The sequence below is a fragment of the Fenollaria timonensis genome (assembly GCF_001457835.1).
Lineage (GTDB): Bacteria > Bacillota > Clostridia > Tissierellales > Peptoniphilaceae > Fenollaria > Fenollaria timonensis.
The window spans coordinates 418,269-435,347 of sequence record NZ_LN898230.1 but is presented as its reverse complement, the minus strand read 5'-3'; the positions used below and the strand labels follow the sequence as shown (position 1 = coordinate 435,347).

Annotated in this window: 13 protein-coding genes; 1 reads left to right on the top strand and 12 read right to left on the bottom strand. The window is 31.8% G+C overall.

The features are described 5' to 3' along the window. Position 1 precedes the first annotated feature (1 nt). Genes BN3004_RS05115 through mraZ form a run of 4 tightly spaced genes read right to left on the bottom strand, consistent with a single transcriptional unit; the run spans position 2 to position 4,100 of the window. A complete protein-coding gene (locus BN3004_RS05115; protein ID WP_058260133.1) occupies positions 2 to 2,257 on the bottom strand; it encodes a penicillin-binding transpeptidase domain-containing protein in 2,256 nt (751 codons plus the stop codon). Next, positions 2,254 to 2,730 carry an FtsB family cell division protein gene (locus tag BN3004_RS05110; protein WP_058260132.1) on the bottom strand — a complete coding sequence of 159 codons (477 nt, stop codon included), beginning with the start codon at positions 2,728 to 2,730 and terminating at the stop codon, positions 2,254 to 2,256. Before BN3004_RS05110 ends, BN3004_RS05115 begins: the two co-directional genes overlap by 4 nt. Before the next feature lie 12 nt (positions 2,731 to 2,742). Next, entirely contained in the window at positions 2,743 to 3,675 is a 933-nt protein-coding gene (rsmH, locus tag BN3004_RS05105) for a 16S rRNA (cytosine(1402)-N(4))-methyltransferase RsmH (protein ID WP_058260131.1), read from the bottom strand. Positions 3,676 to 3,677: 2 nt separating this feature from the next. Further along, positions 3,678 to 4,100: a division/cell wall cluster transcriptional repressor MraZ gene (gene mraZ / locus BN3004_RS05100; RefSeq protein WP_058260130.1), complete on the bottom strand. Its 423-nt coding sequence runs from the start codon at positions 4,098 to 4,100 to the stop codon at positions 3,678 to 3,680. A 268-nt stretch (positions 4,101 to 4,368) separates the two neighbouring features. Between mraZ and BN3004_RS05095 the strand changes: the two genes are divergently transcribed. Then, positions 4,369 to 5,838 carry an IS1182 family transposase gene (locus BN3004_RS05095; protein WP_058259270.1) on the top strand — a complete coding sequence of 490 codons (1,470 nt, stop codon included), beginning with the start codon at positions 4,369 to 4,371 and terminating at the stop codon, positions 5,836 to 5,838. Positions 5,839 to 6,197: 359 nt separating this feature from the next. Here the strand turns inward: BN3004_RS05095 and BN3004_RS05090 are convergent, their stop codons facing one another. The 8 genes from BN3004_RS05090 to BN3004_RS05055 form a co-directional block, all read right to left on the bottom strand. Beyond that, positions 6,198 to 7,277 carry an IS30 family transposase gene (locus BN3004_RS05090; RefSeq protein WP_058259272.1) on the bottom strand — a complete coding sequence of 360 codons (1,080 nt, stop codon included), beginning with the start codon at positions 7,275 to 7,277 and terminating at the stop codon, positions 6,198 to 6,200. 216 nt (positions 7,278 to 7,493) lie between these two features. Next, positions 7,494 to 7,901 (bottom strand): hypothetical protein, encoded by a 408-nt coding sequence (locus BN3004_RS05085; RefSeq protein WP_058260129.1) that lies wholly within the window; start codon positions 7,899 to 7,901, stop codon positions 7,494 to 7,496. Positions 7,902 to 7,956: 55 nt separating this feature from the next. Then, positions 7,957 to 8,322 carry a hypothetical protein gene (locus tag BN3004_RS05080; protein ID WP_058260128.1) on the bottom strand — a complete coding sequence of 122 codons (366 nt, stop codon included), beginning with the start codon at positions 8,320 to 8,322 and terminating at the stop codon, positions 7,957 to 7,959. Positions 8,323 to 8,355: 33 nt separating this feature from the next. Continuing rightward, positions 8,356 to 9,030 (bottom strand): SdpI family protein, encoded by a 675-nt coding sequence (locus BN3004_RS05075; RefSeq protein ID WP_058260127.1) that lies wholly within the window; start codon positions 9,028 to 9,030, stop codon positions 8,356 to 8,358. Between the two features lie 22 nt (positions 9,031 to 9,052). After that, positions 9,053 to 10,429, bottom strand: coding sequence for a M56 family metallopeptidase (locus BN3004_RS05070; protein WP_082244094.1), 1,377 nt, complete (start codon positions 10,427 to 10,429; stop codon positions 9,053 to 9,055). A gap of 2 nt (positions 10,430 to 10,431) precedes the next feature. Beyond that, on the bottom strand, positions 10,432 to 10,812 hold the full coding sequence (locus BN3004_RS05065) for a BlaI/MecI/CopY family transcriptional regulator (RefSeq protein ID WP_058260125.1): 381 nt from the start codon (positions 10,810 to 10,812) through the stop codon (positions 10,432 to 10,434). A gap of 203 nt (positions 10,813 to 11,015) precedes the next feature. After that, complete coding sequence (locus BN3004_RS05060) at positions 11,016 to 14,570, bottom strand: S8 family serine peptidase (protein ID WP_058260124.1); 3,555 nt, start codon at positions 14,568 to 14,570, stop codon at positions 11,016 to 11,018. Between the two features lie 9 nt (positions 14,571 to 14,579). After that, complete coding sequence (locus BN3004_RS05055; protein ID WP_058260123.1) at positions 14,580 to 17,075, bottom strand: leucine-rich repeat domain-containing protein; 2,496 nt, start codon at positions 17,073 to 17,075, stop codon at positions 14,580 to 14,582. Positions 17,076 to 17,079: the final 4 nt, after the last annotated feature.

Here is a 17,079-nt window from a genome sequence, read left to right as displayed (position 1 = left end):
CTTAGTCCCCCAATTTTAATTCTACTATAGAATTTTTCTTTACTTCTTTGTCCGGCTCAGGTCTTTGCTCTTTCACAAGGCCGTCGCCCTCAATCTTTAGCTTAAGTCCAACTTTTTCAGCAAGTCCAAAGGCCTCGTCTCTAGTCATGCCTTTAAAGTCAGGCGTTAATATGATATCGTCCTTCTTCGCCTCAACGTCAAGCGTTATAACCGTGCCTTTATCAACAAAGACGCCCGGATTAATGCTTTGCGAAATGATTAAGGACTCATCTGTATACTCTGTGTATTTAGTGTCAAAGCTTAAAGATAGGTCCGCAAGCTCAAGTCCTGCCTCGCCCATAGTTTTGTTCTTTAAGTCTGGCACTTGTACCTTTTCATTTTGTACTTCAGTAACCGCACTTGCTGGCGGTATCTTGTAGTAGTCGATTATGAATTTTGCTACGTCTTGAAAAATAGGTGCCGCTACCAAAGATCCATATGCTACTCCGCTGTGTGGCTCATCGACAATTGCTAAAACAACAAATTCTGGCTTATCAATTGGAAATGCACCGACGAAGGAAGATATATAAGCATTCTTCTTGTACTTGCCGTCAACAATTTTTTGTGCTGTACCAGTCTTGCCGCCTATTCTGTAGCCATCTATCCTTGATCTTTTGATGTAACCGTCTCTAACAACGCTTTCAAGAAGCTTCTTCATGTGCTCGCTTGTTTCTTCTGAAATAACCCTTCTTCTGACAACGCTCTTTGGCGTGTCAACAACGTTACCAAAGTCATCAACAGTTTTTAAAACTAATTTCGGTTTATAAAGCGTTCCGCCATTAACAACCGCGCATATGGCGTTCGCCATCTGTATAGGTGTAACTGCAAGTCCATGACCATAAGACATAGTCGCAAGTTCAACTGGACCTATTGTGTTAATATTTGTCGGAAGTATACCTAAACTTTCGCCTGGCAAATCTACTCCGCTCTTTTCACCAAAGCCAAAGGCTTTAGCATATCTAAGTATATCGTTTTTACCTAAAATATTACCTATTTGAACGAAGGCAACGTTACATGAGTTGTTAAGCGCCTTAGAGATGTTTTGAGTGCCGTGAGCAGTGTGATCTGCGCATGATAAGGTTCTTCCATAAACATCAATTGAGCCTGAGCACGAAAAGCTCATATTGTCATTAAGCTTGCCCTCTTCAAGTCCTGCTGCTAAGTTTATTACCTTGTATACAGAACCGGGCTCGTATGAGTCACTGATAGCGTTATTACGCCACTTATCAAAGAGGATTTGGTTTCTGTCTTCATCACTTGCTTCGTCCCAAACGGCTTCATCAACATCATCTGGCTTCTTTCTCGGCTCATTTAGATTGTATCTACCGGTATTTGCTAGAGCAAGTATTGATGAGTCGCGTGGATCCATAACTATGATGGATACTGACTCAGCATTTTGTTTTTCTCTTGCTTCATCCGCTATCTTTTCGACTTCTCTTTGAAGTTTTTCATCTATAGTCAAAACTACGTTGACACTTTTTTTGCCTTCAATAATTCTTTCTTCTTGATTAGGAAGCGCATTAACCATGTTTGCTTCAAGCTGTTGAACCTTTTTTGATTCTCTTCCTTCAAGTGCTTCATTTAGCTTAACTTCAAGACCATTGATACCGACGTTATCAATATTGTTAAAGCCAATTAGCTGAGATGCAAGGTCATTGAATGGATAGTATCTCTTGGCCTTCTCTTCTACTTCAAGTACTGTTCTGAACTTAACTTTGCCCATGCTCTCCTTGAATTTCTTGTAATCATCAAGCTCCATCTCTTCAACTACTCTGATTCTGCTCTCATATGTAATTTTGTCGTAGACGTCTCTTGAGTCTTCCCCAGTCATTTCAGCTATCTTTGAAGCGACCTCTTCAGCTATCTCTTTGTATTTTTTCTCTCTTTTATATCTAGCTTCTTCCTTTTCATTTTCCTCTTCTTTGAATGGAACGCTCCAGAAAGTCACTATGTTTTTGTTAACTGCTAAGGGCTTGTTGTTCCTGTCGTAGATAAAACCTCTTTGATTACCAAGGCTAACCGCCTTAGTCCATTGGCCTACAGCGTACTCTTTATAGCCTTTTGCATCCAAAATTTGAACTTTAAATAGCTGTACTAAAAATAATGCAATTATAAATCCAAAAAAAGCCAGAACAACCAAAATCCTATTGTACTTGTTAGGAATTTTAGATTTGCCTGTCTTTTTCTTTCTATGTCTATCGCTTGTCGGCGTTTTCATTTTCTTTCACTTTCTTCTATACTTTGATCGATGTCTGAATCAAGACTAACAATAACTTTATCGTCAATCTCTCTTTCTTCTTTACTGTTTGTGTTTATGTTTAATATTTGCGCTTCATTAGGGTAAATCATTCCAAGCTTAGTCCTAGCTTCGTACTCGATTGCGCCAGCATTCTTAAGGCTTTCAAGCTTTGCAGTCTCATCTATAAGAGTAGTCTTAAGCCTATTGATCTCAGCGTTACTATGATTAATGGAGTTTTGTACTCTAGTGATTCTGTCAGCACAAAAAACAAGCATAGTAAATACAAGACCGATAGCTACGGCGCACAAAACAGTTCTCACGAAGAAAACATTAACGACTCTCTCCTTTGCTTTGGCTTTATGCTTAACGTTCTTTTTTACAAGTGGTTTGCTTACTGTCCTTTCTTGCGAATAAACTGGACTATCATATAATTTTCTCGCTGCAGATGACATAGTGTACCTCCCCTATACTCTTTGAGCTATCCTAAGCTTAGCGCTTTCGCTTCTCGGATTAGCTTTTAATTCTTCTTCGCTTGCTACAAGTGGCTTATTGTTCACAAGCTTTAACTTTCTCTTGTGATTGCATGTGCAGATAATGCTCTCTGGTGGGCAAATGCAATCAAGTGTGTTAAATTTAAATATATCTTTTACGATTTTGTCTTCCATCGAATGAAATGTTATTACCGCTATCCTTCCATCTGTGTTTAAAATGTCGATAGCGTCTTGCAAGGCAGCGTTTAATGCGCCAAGCTCATCATTTACCTCTATCCTTAAGGCTTGAAAAGTCTTTTTAGATGGATGTTTGTTCTCCCTCGCCTTTTTTGGTATTGCCCTCTTAATTACGTCAGTCAGTTCAAATGTAGTCTCTATCGGTTTTTCTGCCCTATATTCACAGATAAATTCAGCTATCCTTCTAGCCCATCTCTCTTGCGAATATTTATAAATTATTTCTTCTAATTCTTCCTTAGTATATGTATTAACGATGTCGTATGCAGATTTGCCGCTCTCTTGGTCCATACGCATATCAAGCTTCGCGTCCATCCTGTATGAAAAGCCTCTGTCCTTGTTGTCAAGCTGATAAGACGATACGCCTATATCAAGAAGTATGCCGTCTAAGTAATCAATGCCTAAGCTTTGGCAAATGGCTTTGACATTCCTATAGTTATCGTGAACTAATTTAAAATTGCCTCCAACACTTGATAGAACTTCATTTGCTTTATTAAGAGCTTCCCTGTCCCTATCAACACCTATTAGTAGACCATCTTCATTAAGTCTCTTAAGAATCTCTTGCGAGTGACCCGCTCCGCCAATGGTGCCGTCTAGGTAGATGCCATTCGACTTTATGTCAAGGCCGTCTATCACTTCTGAAAGCATGATGGGTATGTGCTTAAACTCCATAACTAATCTCTCTTTATGTTATTTGCAAGCTCTTCAAGAGGTGCAACAGTTGCTTTGTAGTTCTTATAAACTTCTGTATCCCAAATTTCAATTCTCTTTCTAACGCCAATTATGTAAACGTCTCCCTTTATATCCATCATGTCTCTAAGCATCTCAGGTAGCATAACACGGCCGTTCTTGTCCATGTTTGCTTCGTTCATGTAAAGGAACATCTCACGTTCAAATTTTCTGTTTTCTAGAACAGTATCAGGCAAATCATCGAATTGCTCAAGCTTTTTCTCATAAGTTTCACGGTTATAAATGTAGATACATCTGTCGTATCCCCTAGTAATTATGAAGTCTTTACCAAGTTCATCACGCATTTTAGAGGGTATGATAACCCTCCCGTTTGAATCAATACTATGTTTAAATAAACCCATGAACATTGATAACACCTTCTTAATGCTATTCTAAACATTAATAACCATTTCGAACCATTTCTAGCTTCTTTACAACCATTTTAAACCATTTTCATACATTTTACTAGTAATATTACAATCATGTTACACAAATGTCTAAAAAATACTACTTTAGTAGTATTTCAGACTGTTGACAAAGTAGGCGTATTTTTATAAAAATACGCCTACTTTTTTACTTGAAAACCTCTTAAAATACACATCTATTGGGTATATATAATACATAGAAGGTGATAAAATGTTACATAAAAATAGTAAATCAAAAACAGATCAAGCACAAATAATTTCAGTTGAAGAATTAGTTCCACAAGAACACATACTAAGAAAGATCAATAAGTATATAGACTTTGACTTTATCTATGATTTAGTAGAAGATAAATACTCATTAGATAACGGAAGACCAAGCATAGATCCAGTAGTGCTAATGAAGATAATATTCATACAATACCTATTCAACATAAGAAGCATAAGGCAAACAATAAAAGAGATAGAAGTAAACATTGCATACAGATGGTTTTTAGGATATGACTTCTACGACAAGATTCCACACTTTACAACATTCAGCCAAAACTATAGAAGAAGATTCAAAGATACAGACATATTTGAAAACATCTTCCAAAACATATTAAACCAAGCACTAGAACAAGGTTTTGTGGATGAGAAGATTCAATTCGTAGACTCAACACATGTTAAAGCACATGCAAACAGACATAAAAACAAAAAAGTAACAATAGAGAAAAAAGCAAGAAGATATCAAGCACAGCTAGACAAAGAAATAGCACAAGAAAGAGAAGAAAACGGAAAAAAGCCCTTAAAAGAGAAAGAAGATAAAGAGAGGCAAACGATAGTTCAGTCAACAACAGATCCAGAAAGCGGCCTCTTTCACAAAGGAGAACATAAAGAAGTATTCGCCTATTGCGTAGAAACATCATGCGATAAAAACGGCTGGATACTAGCATACAAATCATTTCCAGGAAATTTACATGACAGCACAACATTTTTACCATTCTATGAAGAAAAACTAAAAAAGATGAAACCCCAAAAGATAGTTATGGATGCAGGTTACAAAATACCAGCCATAGCAAAAACATTAATAGACGATAAAATACTCCCAGTATTTCCATATACAAGACAAAAGAGAAACTTACAAATAGAAAATCCATACTACAAAAGAGACTACATATACGACGAATATTATGACTGCTACATATGTCCACAAGGAAAACTTTTAAATTACAAAACTACAGATAGAGAAGGATACAGACAGTATAAAAGTGATATAAACGACTGCAAGAACTGTCCTAACATAGATAGATGCACACATAGTAAAAACAAACAAAAAGTAATAACAAGACATATATGGCAAGACTACCTTGACATAACAGAAGAATATAGATATACAAATCAAGGCAAGAAAGAATACGCAAGAAGAAAAGAAACAATAGAAAGACAATTTGGAAGCGCAAAAGAGTATCATAGTTTTAGATATACAAACATGAAGGGCAAAGCTAAGATGGATATGAAAGCTGCGCTTACTTTTGCATGCTTAAATATGAAAAAACTAGCACTAATGATGTATAGGATGGATCCAAATAAGGAGGTATTTACTCGTTTATTTGCAAAAATACATAAAAAATTTGATTTTTTACTAAATTTAATAAAAATAAGCAAACCCAGGAAAAAATTCCTGGGTTTGTCTTCACTCTGAAATACTACTTTAGTAGTATTTTTTGAGCTATTAAAAATATTGCAAAAGAAAAATGACTAGCTTTTACACTAGTCATTAATATCTATGGGCTTATTAAGTTTTATATAGAGATTATATTATATGTTAATTTTGTATCTTTCAATTATTTATAATTAATAAGTTTTTTAAACAAATTAACAATTACATTCACTATAATTGAACTTATAAGCGAAATTGCCATACATGCAAGCAATATTTTGATTAAACTATATGCGTTTTCATAATGAATGTTATTTATAAATTGCAACAATAAGTTAGCCACCCAGACATCATATAGACTAAATGTATAGTATAGCTTAAAAGTATTTATTTTTATTAAACTAGATACTTTTAAGCTGTTTTATTTCCTTTATGAACTCTTCTTTTGCAGTTTTGTAATTAAAGATTTTTCTTGGCAAATTATTCATCCACTCGTTTATTCTGTATATTTTTTCTTTTGATACTTCTTCTATTGATGTGCCTTTTTGTATAAATCTTCGTATTAATTTATGTTGACATTCACTAGTTCCTCTTTCCCATGATGTATATGGATGACAAAAATATATATCTACATATTCTGCTAATTCTGATAAGCTTGAAAATTCTGAACCATTATCTGATGTTATACTTTTAAATATTTCTTTGTTTAACTGCGCATTATCTTTTAAGAATTTAAGTCCAATGTCTACTGCATCGGGTGTTTTTCCATGTATTTTTATCAGCTTTTCATATCTTGTTTTTCTTTCTACTAATGTAAGTAGTACTGGATCTGTCTTTTTCTTTTTACCTATAACTGTATCTATTTCCCAGTGGCCGAATTCTTCTCTTGTTTGTATTTTATCTGGTCTTTCTTCTATGGATATGCCAAGCTTTTTCTTGTTTTGTCTTGTTCTTCTTGTGCTATTTTTGTTTTTTCTCTTTACTTTTTCTAGTAGATCTATATTTTTTGTTTTCATTAGTGACTTATTTATCCAGTTGTAGAGGCTTTTTGTTGATGGTATTTCTGATGATGGAAAGAGTCTATTTGCTTTTGCGTATCCAACACATACATCTGGAGACCATTTATCTTTTAACATTTTATTGTCTGCCCATTTAAGAAATTCGACTATATCTATATATTTTGGTCTTCTTCCGCAAGAAGATCTATTGTTTATATATACCTCATAATTAGTTAAGGCAAAGTATTTTTCATCGTAGTAAGTATATGTTTTGTTATTACTTTTTATTATTCTCTTTTGCTTTACTGTGCCTTTCTTTATTGCGTTGTTTATTGTCTGCGGGGCTCTATTTAGCCTTCTTGCTATCTCTCTGTTGCTATGTCCATCTATTTTCCATGCCTGTATTAATGACATTTCATGTAGTGATAGATGTGAATTTTTCTTGCGTTCTGTAAATTCTATGGTATAATTTATATGAGTCATGTGTACCTCCGTATAGTTGTTTTTTTGTTTGTTACTAATACTATACCATATGTACACATGATTTTTTTATTTGGTGGCTAAGTTAATTATACAATCTTCCAATGAATGTTATTTAATAATATTGAAAATATAATCACAAAACAAATTAGTAAAAATTTTTTATTTAATTTCATGGTTAACACCTAGTTTTTACACACCTTTATTTTTATTTTTATTTCACTTCTTAGCACTTTCATTTAATAATTCAACTTTAAATTCATTTTTAAAGACTTTAATTACATCCTCGCCATTAAGTTTAGAAAGTTTTGCTTTTCCAATCTTTCTACCAGCATCATTAAATAGTAATATTTCTTTTGTATCACTGTACTCATCTTCAGCTCTTTCCGTTTCTATTATCCTTGATGCTATATTAAACTTAATTATCTTATCATCAATCTTAATAGTATCCGTATTAGACATGACTTTGTTAGCTTTGACAAATAATGTATCCGGATTAAAAAAAGGATCGTAGACAAAAACTCTATATACAAATGCTAATGAAACTATAATTAACAATATCAAAAAAATCTTATCGTTAAGTCTTTTTTCATGGCTTTCCCAAGCCGCATTGTTCTTTTCTTTCATTTAATTCTCAAGCCACTCATAATTTTTCAACTTTAAGTACTCAGAAATATAATTTTTAAAATAATAATTGTATTAATTTGATTGGTGAACTTATAATACACTTCAAATAATATTCTGAAACTAACGCTACATCGCCACGCATAACCCCAACTAGTGCTAAATAATATGGTGTGTTAATTAGTATAGGTAAACATATATTTATCCAGACTATCCAATTCTTTTTTGCAAATATTAATCCAATAGCTGATATGATAATACTAAAGAATAATGTAGTTAGATATATTTCAGTAGCTTTATAGATATTGCCAGAGATTTTATGAATGATATATGCTATTAAGACTACTGCGTAAATAATTAAAGCACTGTAATTGTATACCTTTGAACTAATTTTCATAGACTTTATTTTGTCTAAAACTTTCATATAAAAGCACCTCCTAACTATATTTTATTATAATCAAGTTACACTACTCTCTCTATATGCTTTTATAGAATATACTATATTCGATACTATAATTATAATCATTAAGATTGAAAATGATATAAATTTATTAAATGTGCTTTGATTAAAAATTAAAATACTTAATATGCCTGCAATCATTAATGATGTTCCTCCGAAATTATTTGATTTTTTCCAAGCTTCATCATTTGCCATGCTCCACTTTGTTCTCATTCCAAAGTAAGGATTTCTTTTTGATATTTTTATAAAAAGCCCACAAATAATCATTAATATGCCAAGTATTAATCCCAATGGTAGATTATTTATAGTTTTCTTAATGATACCAAAACTTAAGATAAGATAATATAAAAAGCTAATTATATTTATAGTCAATATCAAAAAGAATAATTTACTCATTAAATTAATATTATATAGATTCTTTTCTTTTGTTTTATCGTTTTTAGAATCATATAATTTGCTTTCATAATTCTTAATTGTAAAGTATCCGATTATACCTAGAAGTAATATCAATACTGGATATATAAAAATCTCATATTTACTTCCCATTCTATTAACTTCTCCGTCTGAATTATAATGCATCGGAATTGAATCTTCTAAGAAGAACACCGATATTGCACTAATAATGATTGGTACGATTGAAGCTATCAATAAACTTTTTTTTAAATTTTTCATAATAACACCTCCGATGTTAAATTTATTTGGTATTTTTTGCACGTTTTTGAACTTTTATTCCATAACTTGAATAGCCCTGTGTAAAATTATCTATTATTATTTTATATTTATTCATACTGCAACCTTCAATTTTTAGTCTTGTATCTTTGTTTAAGATATCACTAAAAATCAAGTCTCCATTTTCTTCTATTTCTAATAAGAACTTAGCTTCGCTTTCACATTCTATGTCGCTTATGTCAATAATCATATCATCAAATGTTTTTCCATAAAATGAGTTCATGTTCACTTCATACGATCTATGATCAAAGTCATCTATATCGCCACTTACTTCTTCATCAAGTGCATCTATCAAAATATATTCTTTATGTGAATTTGACTTTTTATTTTCTTCTACGCTAATTATTTTAACTCTTTCGTTTCTTACTCCTTCGTATTCTTCAGAATCACTTATTTCGATAACTCTTGTTGTATCATTGGGTAAAACTTCAAGAAACACAGAAGAAGATAATATCAGTGCTATTAGAAATACAGCTAAGCCGCTAATCTTTATATTATAATCTTTCAAAAGCATTATTCTTTCTTTTTGTGGATTTAAGCTCAATACAAGGTTTTCACTCCTGTTTTCCCTTTCCATAATCTTAAACATGCTCATTGCATAAGCCTTTTTATTTTCTTGTGTATTTCCAAGTCTTTCTAAAACTTTCTTATCACAAAGTATCTCTAAATCATCCTCAAATAATTTACTAGCTATCCACATCGCTATATTGTACCAATACAAGCAAAGAGCTATGTTCTTTATATGTGTAAAGGCTATGTCAAAGTACTTTATATGTGTCATCTCATGAACTAAAACGTGCTCTAAAAGTTCCTCGTCCTCAAGTATATAGCTTTGAAGAGCTATCTTTGGTCTAAAAATACCATACGTTACCGGCGTTGATATATTGTCATTTAAAAGTACTGTTACCTTTCTTTTTAAATGAAAGCCGTCTACAAGTTCATTTACAAAAGCATTATCAGCTAATAATTTTGAACCTTGCAATGCTTTATTTCTCTCAAGAATCTTTGCGATTAAATAAATAACAAAAAGTGTAGCTATTATATATATATTAAGTCGTGATAATATATCTGCAACGCTATTTGTTAATTGACGTGTTAAATCACTAATAGACAGTAAAACCTTGATTGGTAAATTTAATAAACCATGATCAGCAGTTTTAGATACTTTAAAGACTATTGAAAAGGGAAGCAATAAAAATATTAGTAATATGGTCCAAAGCACTTTATTTGCTCTCTTTATACTGCTTCTGTTCAAAATATTTCTAATTAAAAGTATTATGGCTATAAGCAATATACTTTTAATTCCACGCCTAACTCCCGTAATCTTTATTAAATGCAGCATAATTAATTGTTTTTATCTAAATTATCAATTAGATTCTTTAATTCATCTAACTCTTCTTTACTTACTTTCTTGTTTTTTAAAAATGCTCTACATACATTTAGGAAAGAACCTTGAAATAATTGTTCGATAGCTTCGGCTTGTCTTTCTTCTAAAGCTTCTTCTCTGCTAATACCTACTCTAAGTTTGTATTTTGGATCGATTCTAATAAGCGCTCCCTTATCAACTAGTCTACTAAAAAATGTATAGGCAGATGTCTTTGCCATGCCAAATTTTTCATTAAGCAGTTTCCAAAGCTCTAAAGCTTCTATCTCTCCATTTTCATTCAAGCATGTGCCTTCCCACATGACTTCCATGACTTTAAATTCACCTTCTGAAAATTTCATACTATACCTCCTTGCAAATATTTATATTCTCAATTTGAGTATACATCTTAACTTCTTCTTTGTCAAGTGATTTTGCACTTTTTTCTAGTAAATTTATAAAATTCTATATATAATGCCTTTACTATAGAGAAGGCTTATAAAAAAAGAGTGATAAAAATTAATTCTACCACTCTTATACAACGATTATTAAATTTTGTAGTTTATTATTTTTGCTTTATTATATTTACTGGAACTATCGTATTCATATCTTTTACACTATCCCAAACGAATATTTTTAGCTTATACTCACCAGTATCTGGTATCTTAATTCCGTTGGTCATATTAGCTTCTTCTCCAGCTTTAAGTTTCTTTTCAGCAACTGCTGTATTAACTATATTGTCATTTAAATCGTAAAGTGCTATGATAAATGAAACTGACTTCTCCTCTGCACTTGTATTCTTTAACTGATAACTTGCTGTATATATCTCGCCGTTTCTAAACAAATAGTTCTTAGTATGATTAGATACTACTAGTCCGTCTTCTGTTTCTGTATCTTCAACATTTATATCAAGATAGTTAACATCTATAACTAGACCATCTTTGTTAAGTGCTTTTACAATTATCCTATGCTTTCCTTTGTTAGAATTAATTTTTAAATTTTGTTCAGTTTCTGTTCCTTGATATGATAAATCATCTAAATTATCTAATGATACCTCATATCTAGCTACATTAGTATCATTTAACTTATAACTTAACTTTACTTCTTCTCCACTTTTTATGCTGGTTTTATCTATGCTCATATCAATTTTTGAATTTTTCTTTATTATAACATATGATTTAGATCCATCAACATTGTTTGCATAGTCTGTCGCTCCTATATTTATCGAATAAAATGGATGCTTGCCCTCTAAGTTTACAATTTTCTTGTATTCTCCACCATTTTCATCAAGTTTAAATAAAGCATTATCATCTTCTTTATATATTCTTCCATTTATAATGAACATAAACTTATTTATTCCACTTGCTGGATTACCTTTATCCTTTGCTTTAACTTTAAGTTCCACACTCTCTTCATCATCTAAGAAATATACATTAGAACTAACTTCTGGAGCAGTTTTATCTACAATTAATGGAAAACTTATTTTTTGAGGCTTAGCGTTAGGATAATCAGGCGTTGCATAAACATTGATATAATATCTTCCTTCGTCTACTGTTTTTTGAACTCCAAGTTTTTCATCGTAAATTCCGCCCTTCCATAACCAATCAAAGTTGACTATAGCCTTAACTTGGTCTCTATAAGATACAACTTTTCTTACATTTTCTTTATCTTCAATTACTTTTATCTCCTCGCCAGCTTCATTTGTGACTGTTATTTTAAAGTCCTTTGCAACACGTAGTAAACTAAATTTTACTAAAACGTTCCAATAAGCATTTTGATTGTCCGGATTTATTGCATAAAGCTTTGGATCCAATTCGTCTCCACCAAGTGGTTTTAACTTTGTTAATAGTGGCCCAATATCGGCTGTATCAAGTCTAGTTTGATTATAAATAGACTTGTCTTTATCTATGCTATCGAACATAGGAAGTGATGACCAGTCGCCATTGAATCCTAAAACTGGCAAGGATACCTTTGTGTTAGATGATTTAAACACTATATATCCATCTACATATTCATTAGCTGCTACTTTTGGTGTTATTGTAATATAGATACTTGACTTGCCTTTCTTGACAGTACAAGATTTTTTATCAATATTAAATGTATCTCCTAAGACTTCTATGTCAAAATTAATATCATCATCACTATTGTTTTCAAAATCCACTTTAATGTTTCTAGCGTTTGTTATCTCTTTAAGTTCAACTTTCGCCACTCCATCAGATTTTGCAAACACTTTGCTCTCAACAGCTGCTTCTAAATTTACCATGCCAGCACCTTGAAGTCTAACGCTATAAGGTTTGCCATCTTTAATTTTTGGTTCAGCTGTATTCATTAAAGCTGTCTTTACATAATTTGGTAAATTATTCTTGATACCATCTGCTTTAAATTTTTGGCTTAGTAAAGCACTTATACCTGAAATCATTGGAGCAGCCATAGATGTTCCTGACATATTGCCATAAGAATTATTTTCCATTGTTGAGTAAACATTGCCACCTACAGCAATTAAATCTGGCTTAAGGCCTAAGTTTGGTGTAGGTCCCCAAGATGAAAACTCTGACGCTGTCTCTCCATTTACTGAATCTATTACAATTCTTTCATTTGTAAAATTGACTTTAATATTTTTTATATTATCTAACAAAAATTTTCCGTCTTCGTTAGATATAAATAGTGTTGGTATTAATACTTTTTCATCTGTTGATATATAAGGAAGAAGTTTATTATCACCATCTTCATTATATATAATGGCACCTATTGCGCCTTTTGCTTGTACGTTAAGCTTTTTATCTTTGAACTCAATGTCTCCTCTTTTTACAAGAGCAATTTTTCCATCTAAATTTAAGTTTGCTACATCTTCCTTAGATCCTAAACCACAATCTACTAAGTCATAATCAGCTTTAAGTGCTTCTGGATCATGATCTGATGTATAGTAGCCAATCCTTTTTTCGTTTTGTGATAGTTTAGCGATAAATGAGTTAACCACCAACTTAGAATTCTCAAATGAACCAACTTGTATAGCCTCTTCAGCAATACCAGGAGCGCTAAGTGTGCCGTCATCGATAGATTTTTTATCTCTATTTGGAAATGTCGAGTAAGCGTCATTACCAGCTGCCGCAACAACGATAGCTCCCTTATCTGTAGCTGCTTTAATAGCTTGTTGTTGAAGGTCAGAAGGGTCTTGTAAACCAGCTGTAATACCAAAACTCATGTTGATTACATCGGCTCCCAATTTAACAGAGTCTTCTATAGCCTTAACAATCTTTTCTTCATCAGCTCCAGGATTTTTAGGATTATTAGAAAATATCTTCATATTTAGTATTTGAGCGTTAGGTGCTATACCAGTAACGCCTTTATCGTCTTTTGCATTTGCACCAATTATACCGGCAACATGTGTACCGTGCGAAAAGTCCGCTCTTTCAGTTAATTTATCTCTTACAGATAGGTTTTGATCAGCATAATTATAAGCAAAAGGAACTTTTTCATTAAAATATGTTCCATAAGTAATTTGCTCTTTGTTTTTTATCTCCTTTACTTTTTCTTCATTTAGCTTAACATTATCCTTATCAACATTCATGTCTTTATGAGTATGGTCCACTCCACTATCTAAAACAGCTACTACCATTCCTTCGCCTTTTAGATTATATCTTTCAGCAATCCTAGCTATTTCATAAGTATCTCTAACGTTTTTTACATGTTTTTCGTATATATTAGCTTCACTAATATTTTTAACTTGAGATAAATACGATATCTTCTTAGCAATAATAGGGTCACACTTTATACTAAAGCCATTGGCAGCATATACATATCTTTCTCTAATTTCAACGTCCTTTATATATTTTATTGCTGCTATAGCCTCTTCTTGAGCTTTAGTAGCAATTTTATTTGCTTCTTCTTCTGAATAATTTTCATCTATTAGTTCAAGAACACTCTTAGCATTAATTGATACCATATATATTTTTTCTTCTAAAGTTAAATCTTGAACGACAGTAGAATTTTTCTCAAAATCTTCCTTTATTATCTCATTGAATATAGACTTAGCATCATCTGCAGCGTATGCTAGGCTAAGTACACTAAGTGCCAATATCAATGAAAGTATAAAGCTTAATATCCTTTTTTCTTTTTTCATCTCAATCACCTAAAAATCCTTACTCTTAATTTTTTTGATTATACCATCAAGTGGCGAATAATCTAATGTAGCATTATGTTTTAAGTATAATACTCTTAGATTAACTAATCCCTTTAATGGCTCAAAACTACTTATCTTATTATCATTTAAATATAATCTTTCTAAGTTAACTAAATCTTTAAGCGCACTTACATCTTTAATATTGTTATTATTAAGTTCCATATTATTAATGAATGTTTTTCCTTTAAGCACATCAATATTTGTGATGTTATTATGTCCTAAATATACCTTCTCTAACTTAGTAGAATCTTTAAGTGGACTTATATCAGAAATCTTATTTTTAGCCATACTAAAGTAGTTTAAATCCTTTTGTCCTTCTAAGACCGATATATCACTAACTAAATTGTTTGTTCCCCAGAACATCTCAAGATTTTTATTGTTTCTTATCCCGCTTATGTCCGTTATTTTATTGTCTCTAAAGATAATATTTTTAATACTTCTTGTTCCTTCTAGAAAGTCTAGGTTTGTAAAATTGTTCTCTTCTATCAATAAGTCTCTTAAATTGACTAAATTAGACATCATATCTTTATCAAGAGTGTTAATGCCAGTATGATCTAGTACTAGCTCTTCAAGATTTACAAGATTGTTAAAAGAACCTTTAGGTATATCAATAAGTTTGTTTTCTGCAAGGTCTAATGACTTCAACTTTGTAAGATTCTTGATATACTGTAACTGTCCAGCACTTATTCTGTTTGCATATAGACCAAGTTTTTCAAGATTTTGTAAGTTTTCAACGCCTTTTAAGCTACGTGCTCCTTGTGCAACTATCTCTAACTCTTTTAAATTAATTACATCCGATAGGAATATATCTCCCTTTGGCTTATCAATTGCTTTTCTAATAGCCTTAGTAACAATTTCATCTTCAAAAGTAACTACTTTATCAACAAAACCTCTCTTTATAATTCTTAAAATTATTTTTTGATTATCTACTAAAGCTGATAAATCATACATTTGTGCGTTTGACATATCAACTTTATCCTCTGACCATGTAACAGAAACGATTTTGCCATCAACTCTAACCTTATTTGGTGGATAGTAATAATCTTCGCTCGTTTCTACACTTGCAAAACCGTCTTTAAATTCTATAAGCTTTATATTATATTCACTGATAGCTTTTTTATTAAGCTTTAACTTGTCTTTGCCTAAAAGCGGTGATAAATCGACTTTATTTAATGTATCATTAGAAATTTCAAGTTCTTCAAGTGGTAAATCTGCTAAAGCGGATATATCTTTAATGTTAAAGTTGCCATTTAAGTTTAGTTTCTTTAAGTTTTTAAAGTTCTTTATTGGGCTAAGGTCTTTTATATTGTTTAATCCCAAGTTTAACTCTTCTACAGTATCGAGATAAGCAATCGATGATATATCTTCCATATCATTTGAAAAAAGATTTAAAGTTTTGAGCTTATCAAGTCCACATATTCCTTTAAAATCGGGCTTAAAGCCAGCTGCAAATATTTGAATTGATTCTGTGTTTTTAAAATATTTTAAATCGCTCATATCGTTGTTAGTCAAGTTAGAGGAATATAAATCTATTTGTGATTGATCTAGTGAAGAGTTTATGTCTATACATTTAATTATATCTTTGACTTCATCATTCACATAATTTATAGTATCATCTTCATCTACTACTAAAACGCTAATTTCAACTACGCCATAATCTTCTAGCTTACATGATATCTTTTTTACTCCGGCTTCATTTGAATCAAAGTTTTCTTTATTCCAAGTAGCTTTTTTATAGTCATATTTAGAAGTATTGTACTTAACCAAAAGATCTTCAGGTAATTTAAGCTCTCCGCCCTTAATAATTACAAGCTGTGGTTTTAAAACTTCCCCTATCTTTTCTTTTTCTTTAACAATTAGATTTAGCTTAACAGCTCCATCATAACCTTCAACCTTGCCAGATATCTCATGCTTACCAACTTTTGTTAGGTCCATATTGTTTGTGTTCCAAGAAACGTCAGCCTTAGCTACTACTCCGTTAAGCAAGAAAACCTCTACTTGATTAGGTAAATTAATTTCTTCTCCTTCATTGACAATTAGCTCAACAGGCTTAACATAGTCAATCTTGCCCATAAAGTGATCAAACTTAATTGGCAGCTCTACTTTATTAGAAACTTGATTGCCATCCTTATACGCAGCTATTTCTAACACGGCGCTTAGTGCACTTATCTTATTAAATGCAGTAAAACTTTTTAAAGAGTCTTTTAAATCTTCCTTAAAATTTGCAAAATTAAGGACTTTATTATCTTTATCTAAAACTTTTACATATATATCAATGCCGTCTTCTTGGCCGCTAACGTTAAATTCTGTTTTTTGTATATCAGTAAGTGATATATAGTCTTTGTACTTAGGGTCTACTTCTATATCAATGCTACTCGCCAAGACGCCAGCTTGAAATGAAATAAGTAAAACTATACTAAGCAGTAAACTTATAAACTTTTTCATTGAC

Bases quoted from the DNA above. Each gene is read 5' to 3' on its own strand.
- BN3004_RS05115 (WP_058260133.1), bottom strand. From the start codon at position 2,257: ATGAAAACGCCGACAAGCGATAGACATAGAAAGAAAAAGACAGGCAAA.
- BN3004_RS05110 (WP_058260132.1), bottom strand. From the start codon at position 2,730: ATGTCATCTGCAGCGAGAAAATTATATGATAGTCCAGTTTATTCGCAA.
- rsmH (WP_058260131.1), bottom strand. From the start codon at position 3,675: ATGGAGTTTAAGCACATACCCATCATGCTTTCAGAAGTGATAGACGGC.
- mraZ (WP_058260130.1), bottom strand. From the start codon at position 4,100: ATGTTCATGGGTTTATTTAAACATAGTATTGATTCAAACGGGAGGGTT.
- BN3004_RS05095 (WP_058259270.1), top strand. From the start codon at position 4,369: ATGTTACATAAAAATAGTAAATCAAAAACAGATCAAGCACAAATAATT.
- BN3004_RS05090 (WP_058259272.1), bottom strand. From the start codon at position 7,277: ATGACTCATATAAATTATACCATAGAATTTACAGAACGCAAGAAAAAT.
- BN3004_RS05085 (WP_058260129.1), bottom strand. From the start codon at position 7,901: ATGAAAGAAAAGAACAATGCGGCTTGGGAAAGCCATGAAAAAAGACTT.
- BN3004_RS05080 (WP_058260128.1), bottom strand. From the start codon at position 8,322: ATGAAAGTTTTAGACAAAATAAAGTCTATGAAAATTAGTTCAAAGGTA.
- BN3004_RS05075 (WP_058260127.1), bottom strand. From the start codon at position 9,030: ATGAAAAATTTAAAAAAAAGTTTATTGATAGCTTCAATCGTACCAATC.
- BN3004_RS05070 (WP_082244094.1), bottom strand. From the start codon at position 10,429: ATGCTGCATTTAATAAAGATTACGGGAGTTAGGCGTGGAATTAAAAGT.
- BN3004_RS05065 (WP_058260125.1), bottom strand. From the start codon at position 10,812: ATGAAATTTTCAGAAGGTGAATTTAAAGTCATGGAAGTCATGTGGGAA.
- BN3004_RS05060 (WP_058260124.1), bottom strand. From the start codon at position 14,570: ATGAAAAAAGAAAAAAGGATATTAAGCTTTATACTTTCATTGATATTG.
- BN3004_RS05055 (WP_058260123.1), bottom strand. From the start codon at position 17,075: ATGAAAAAGTTTATAAGTTTACTGCTTAGTATAGTTTTACTTATTTCA.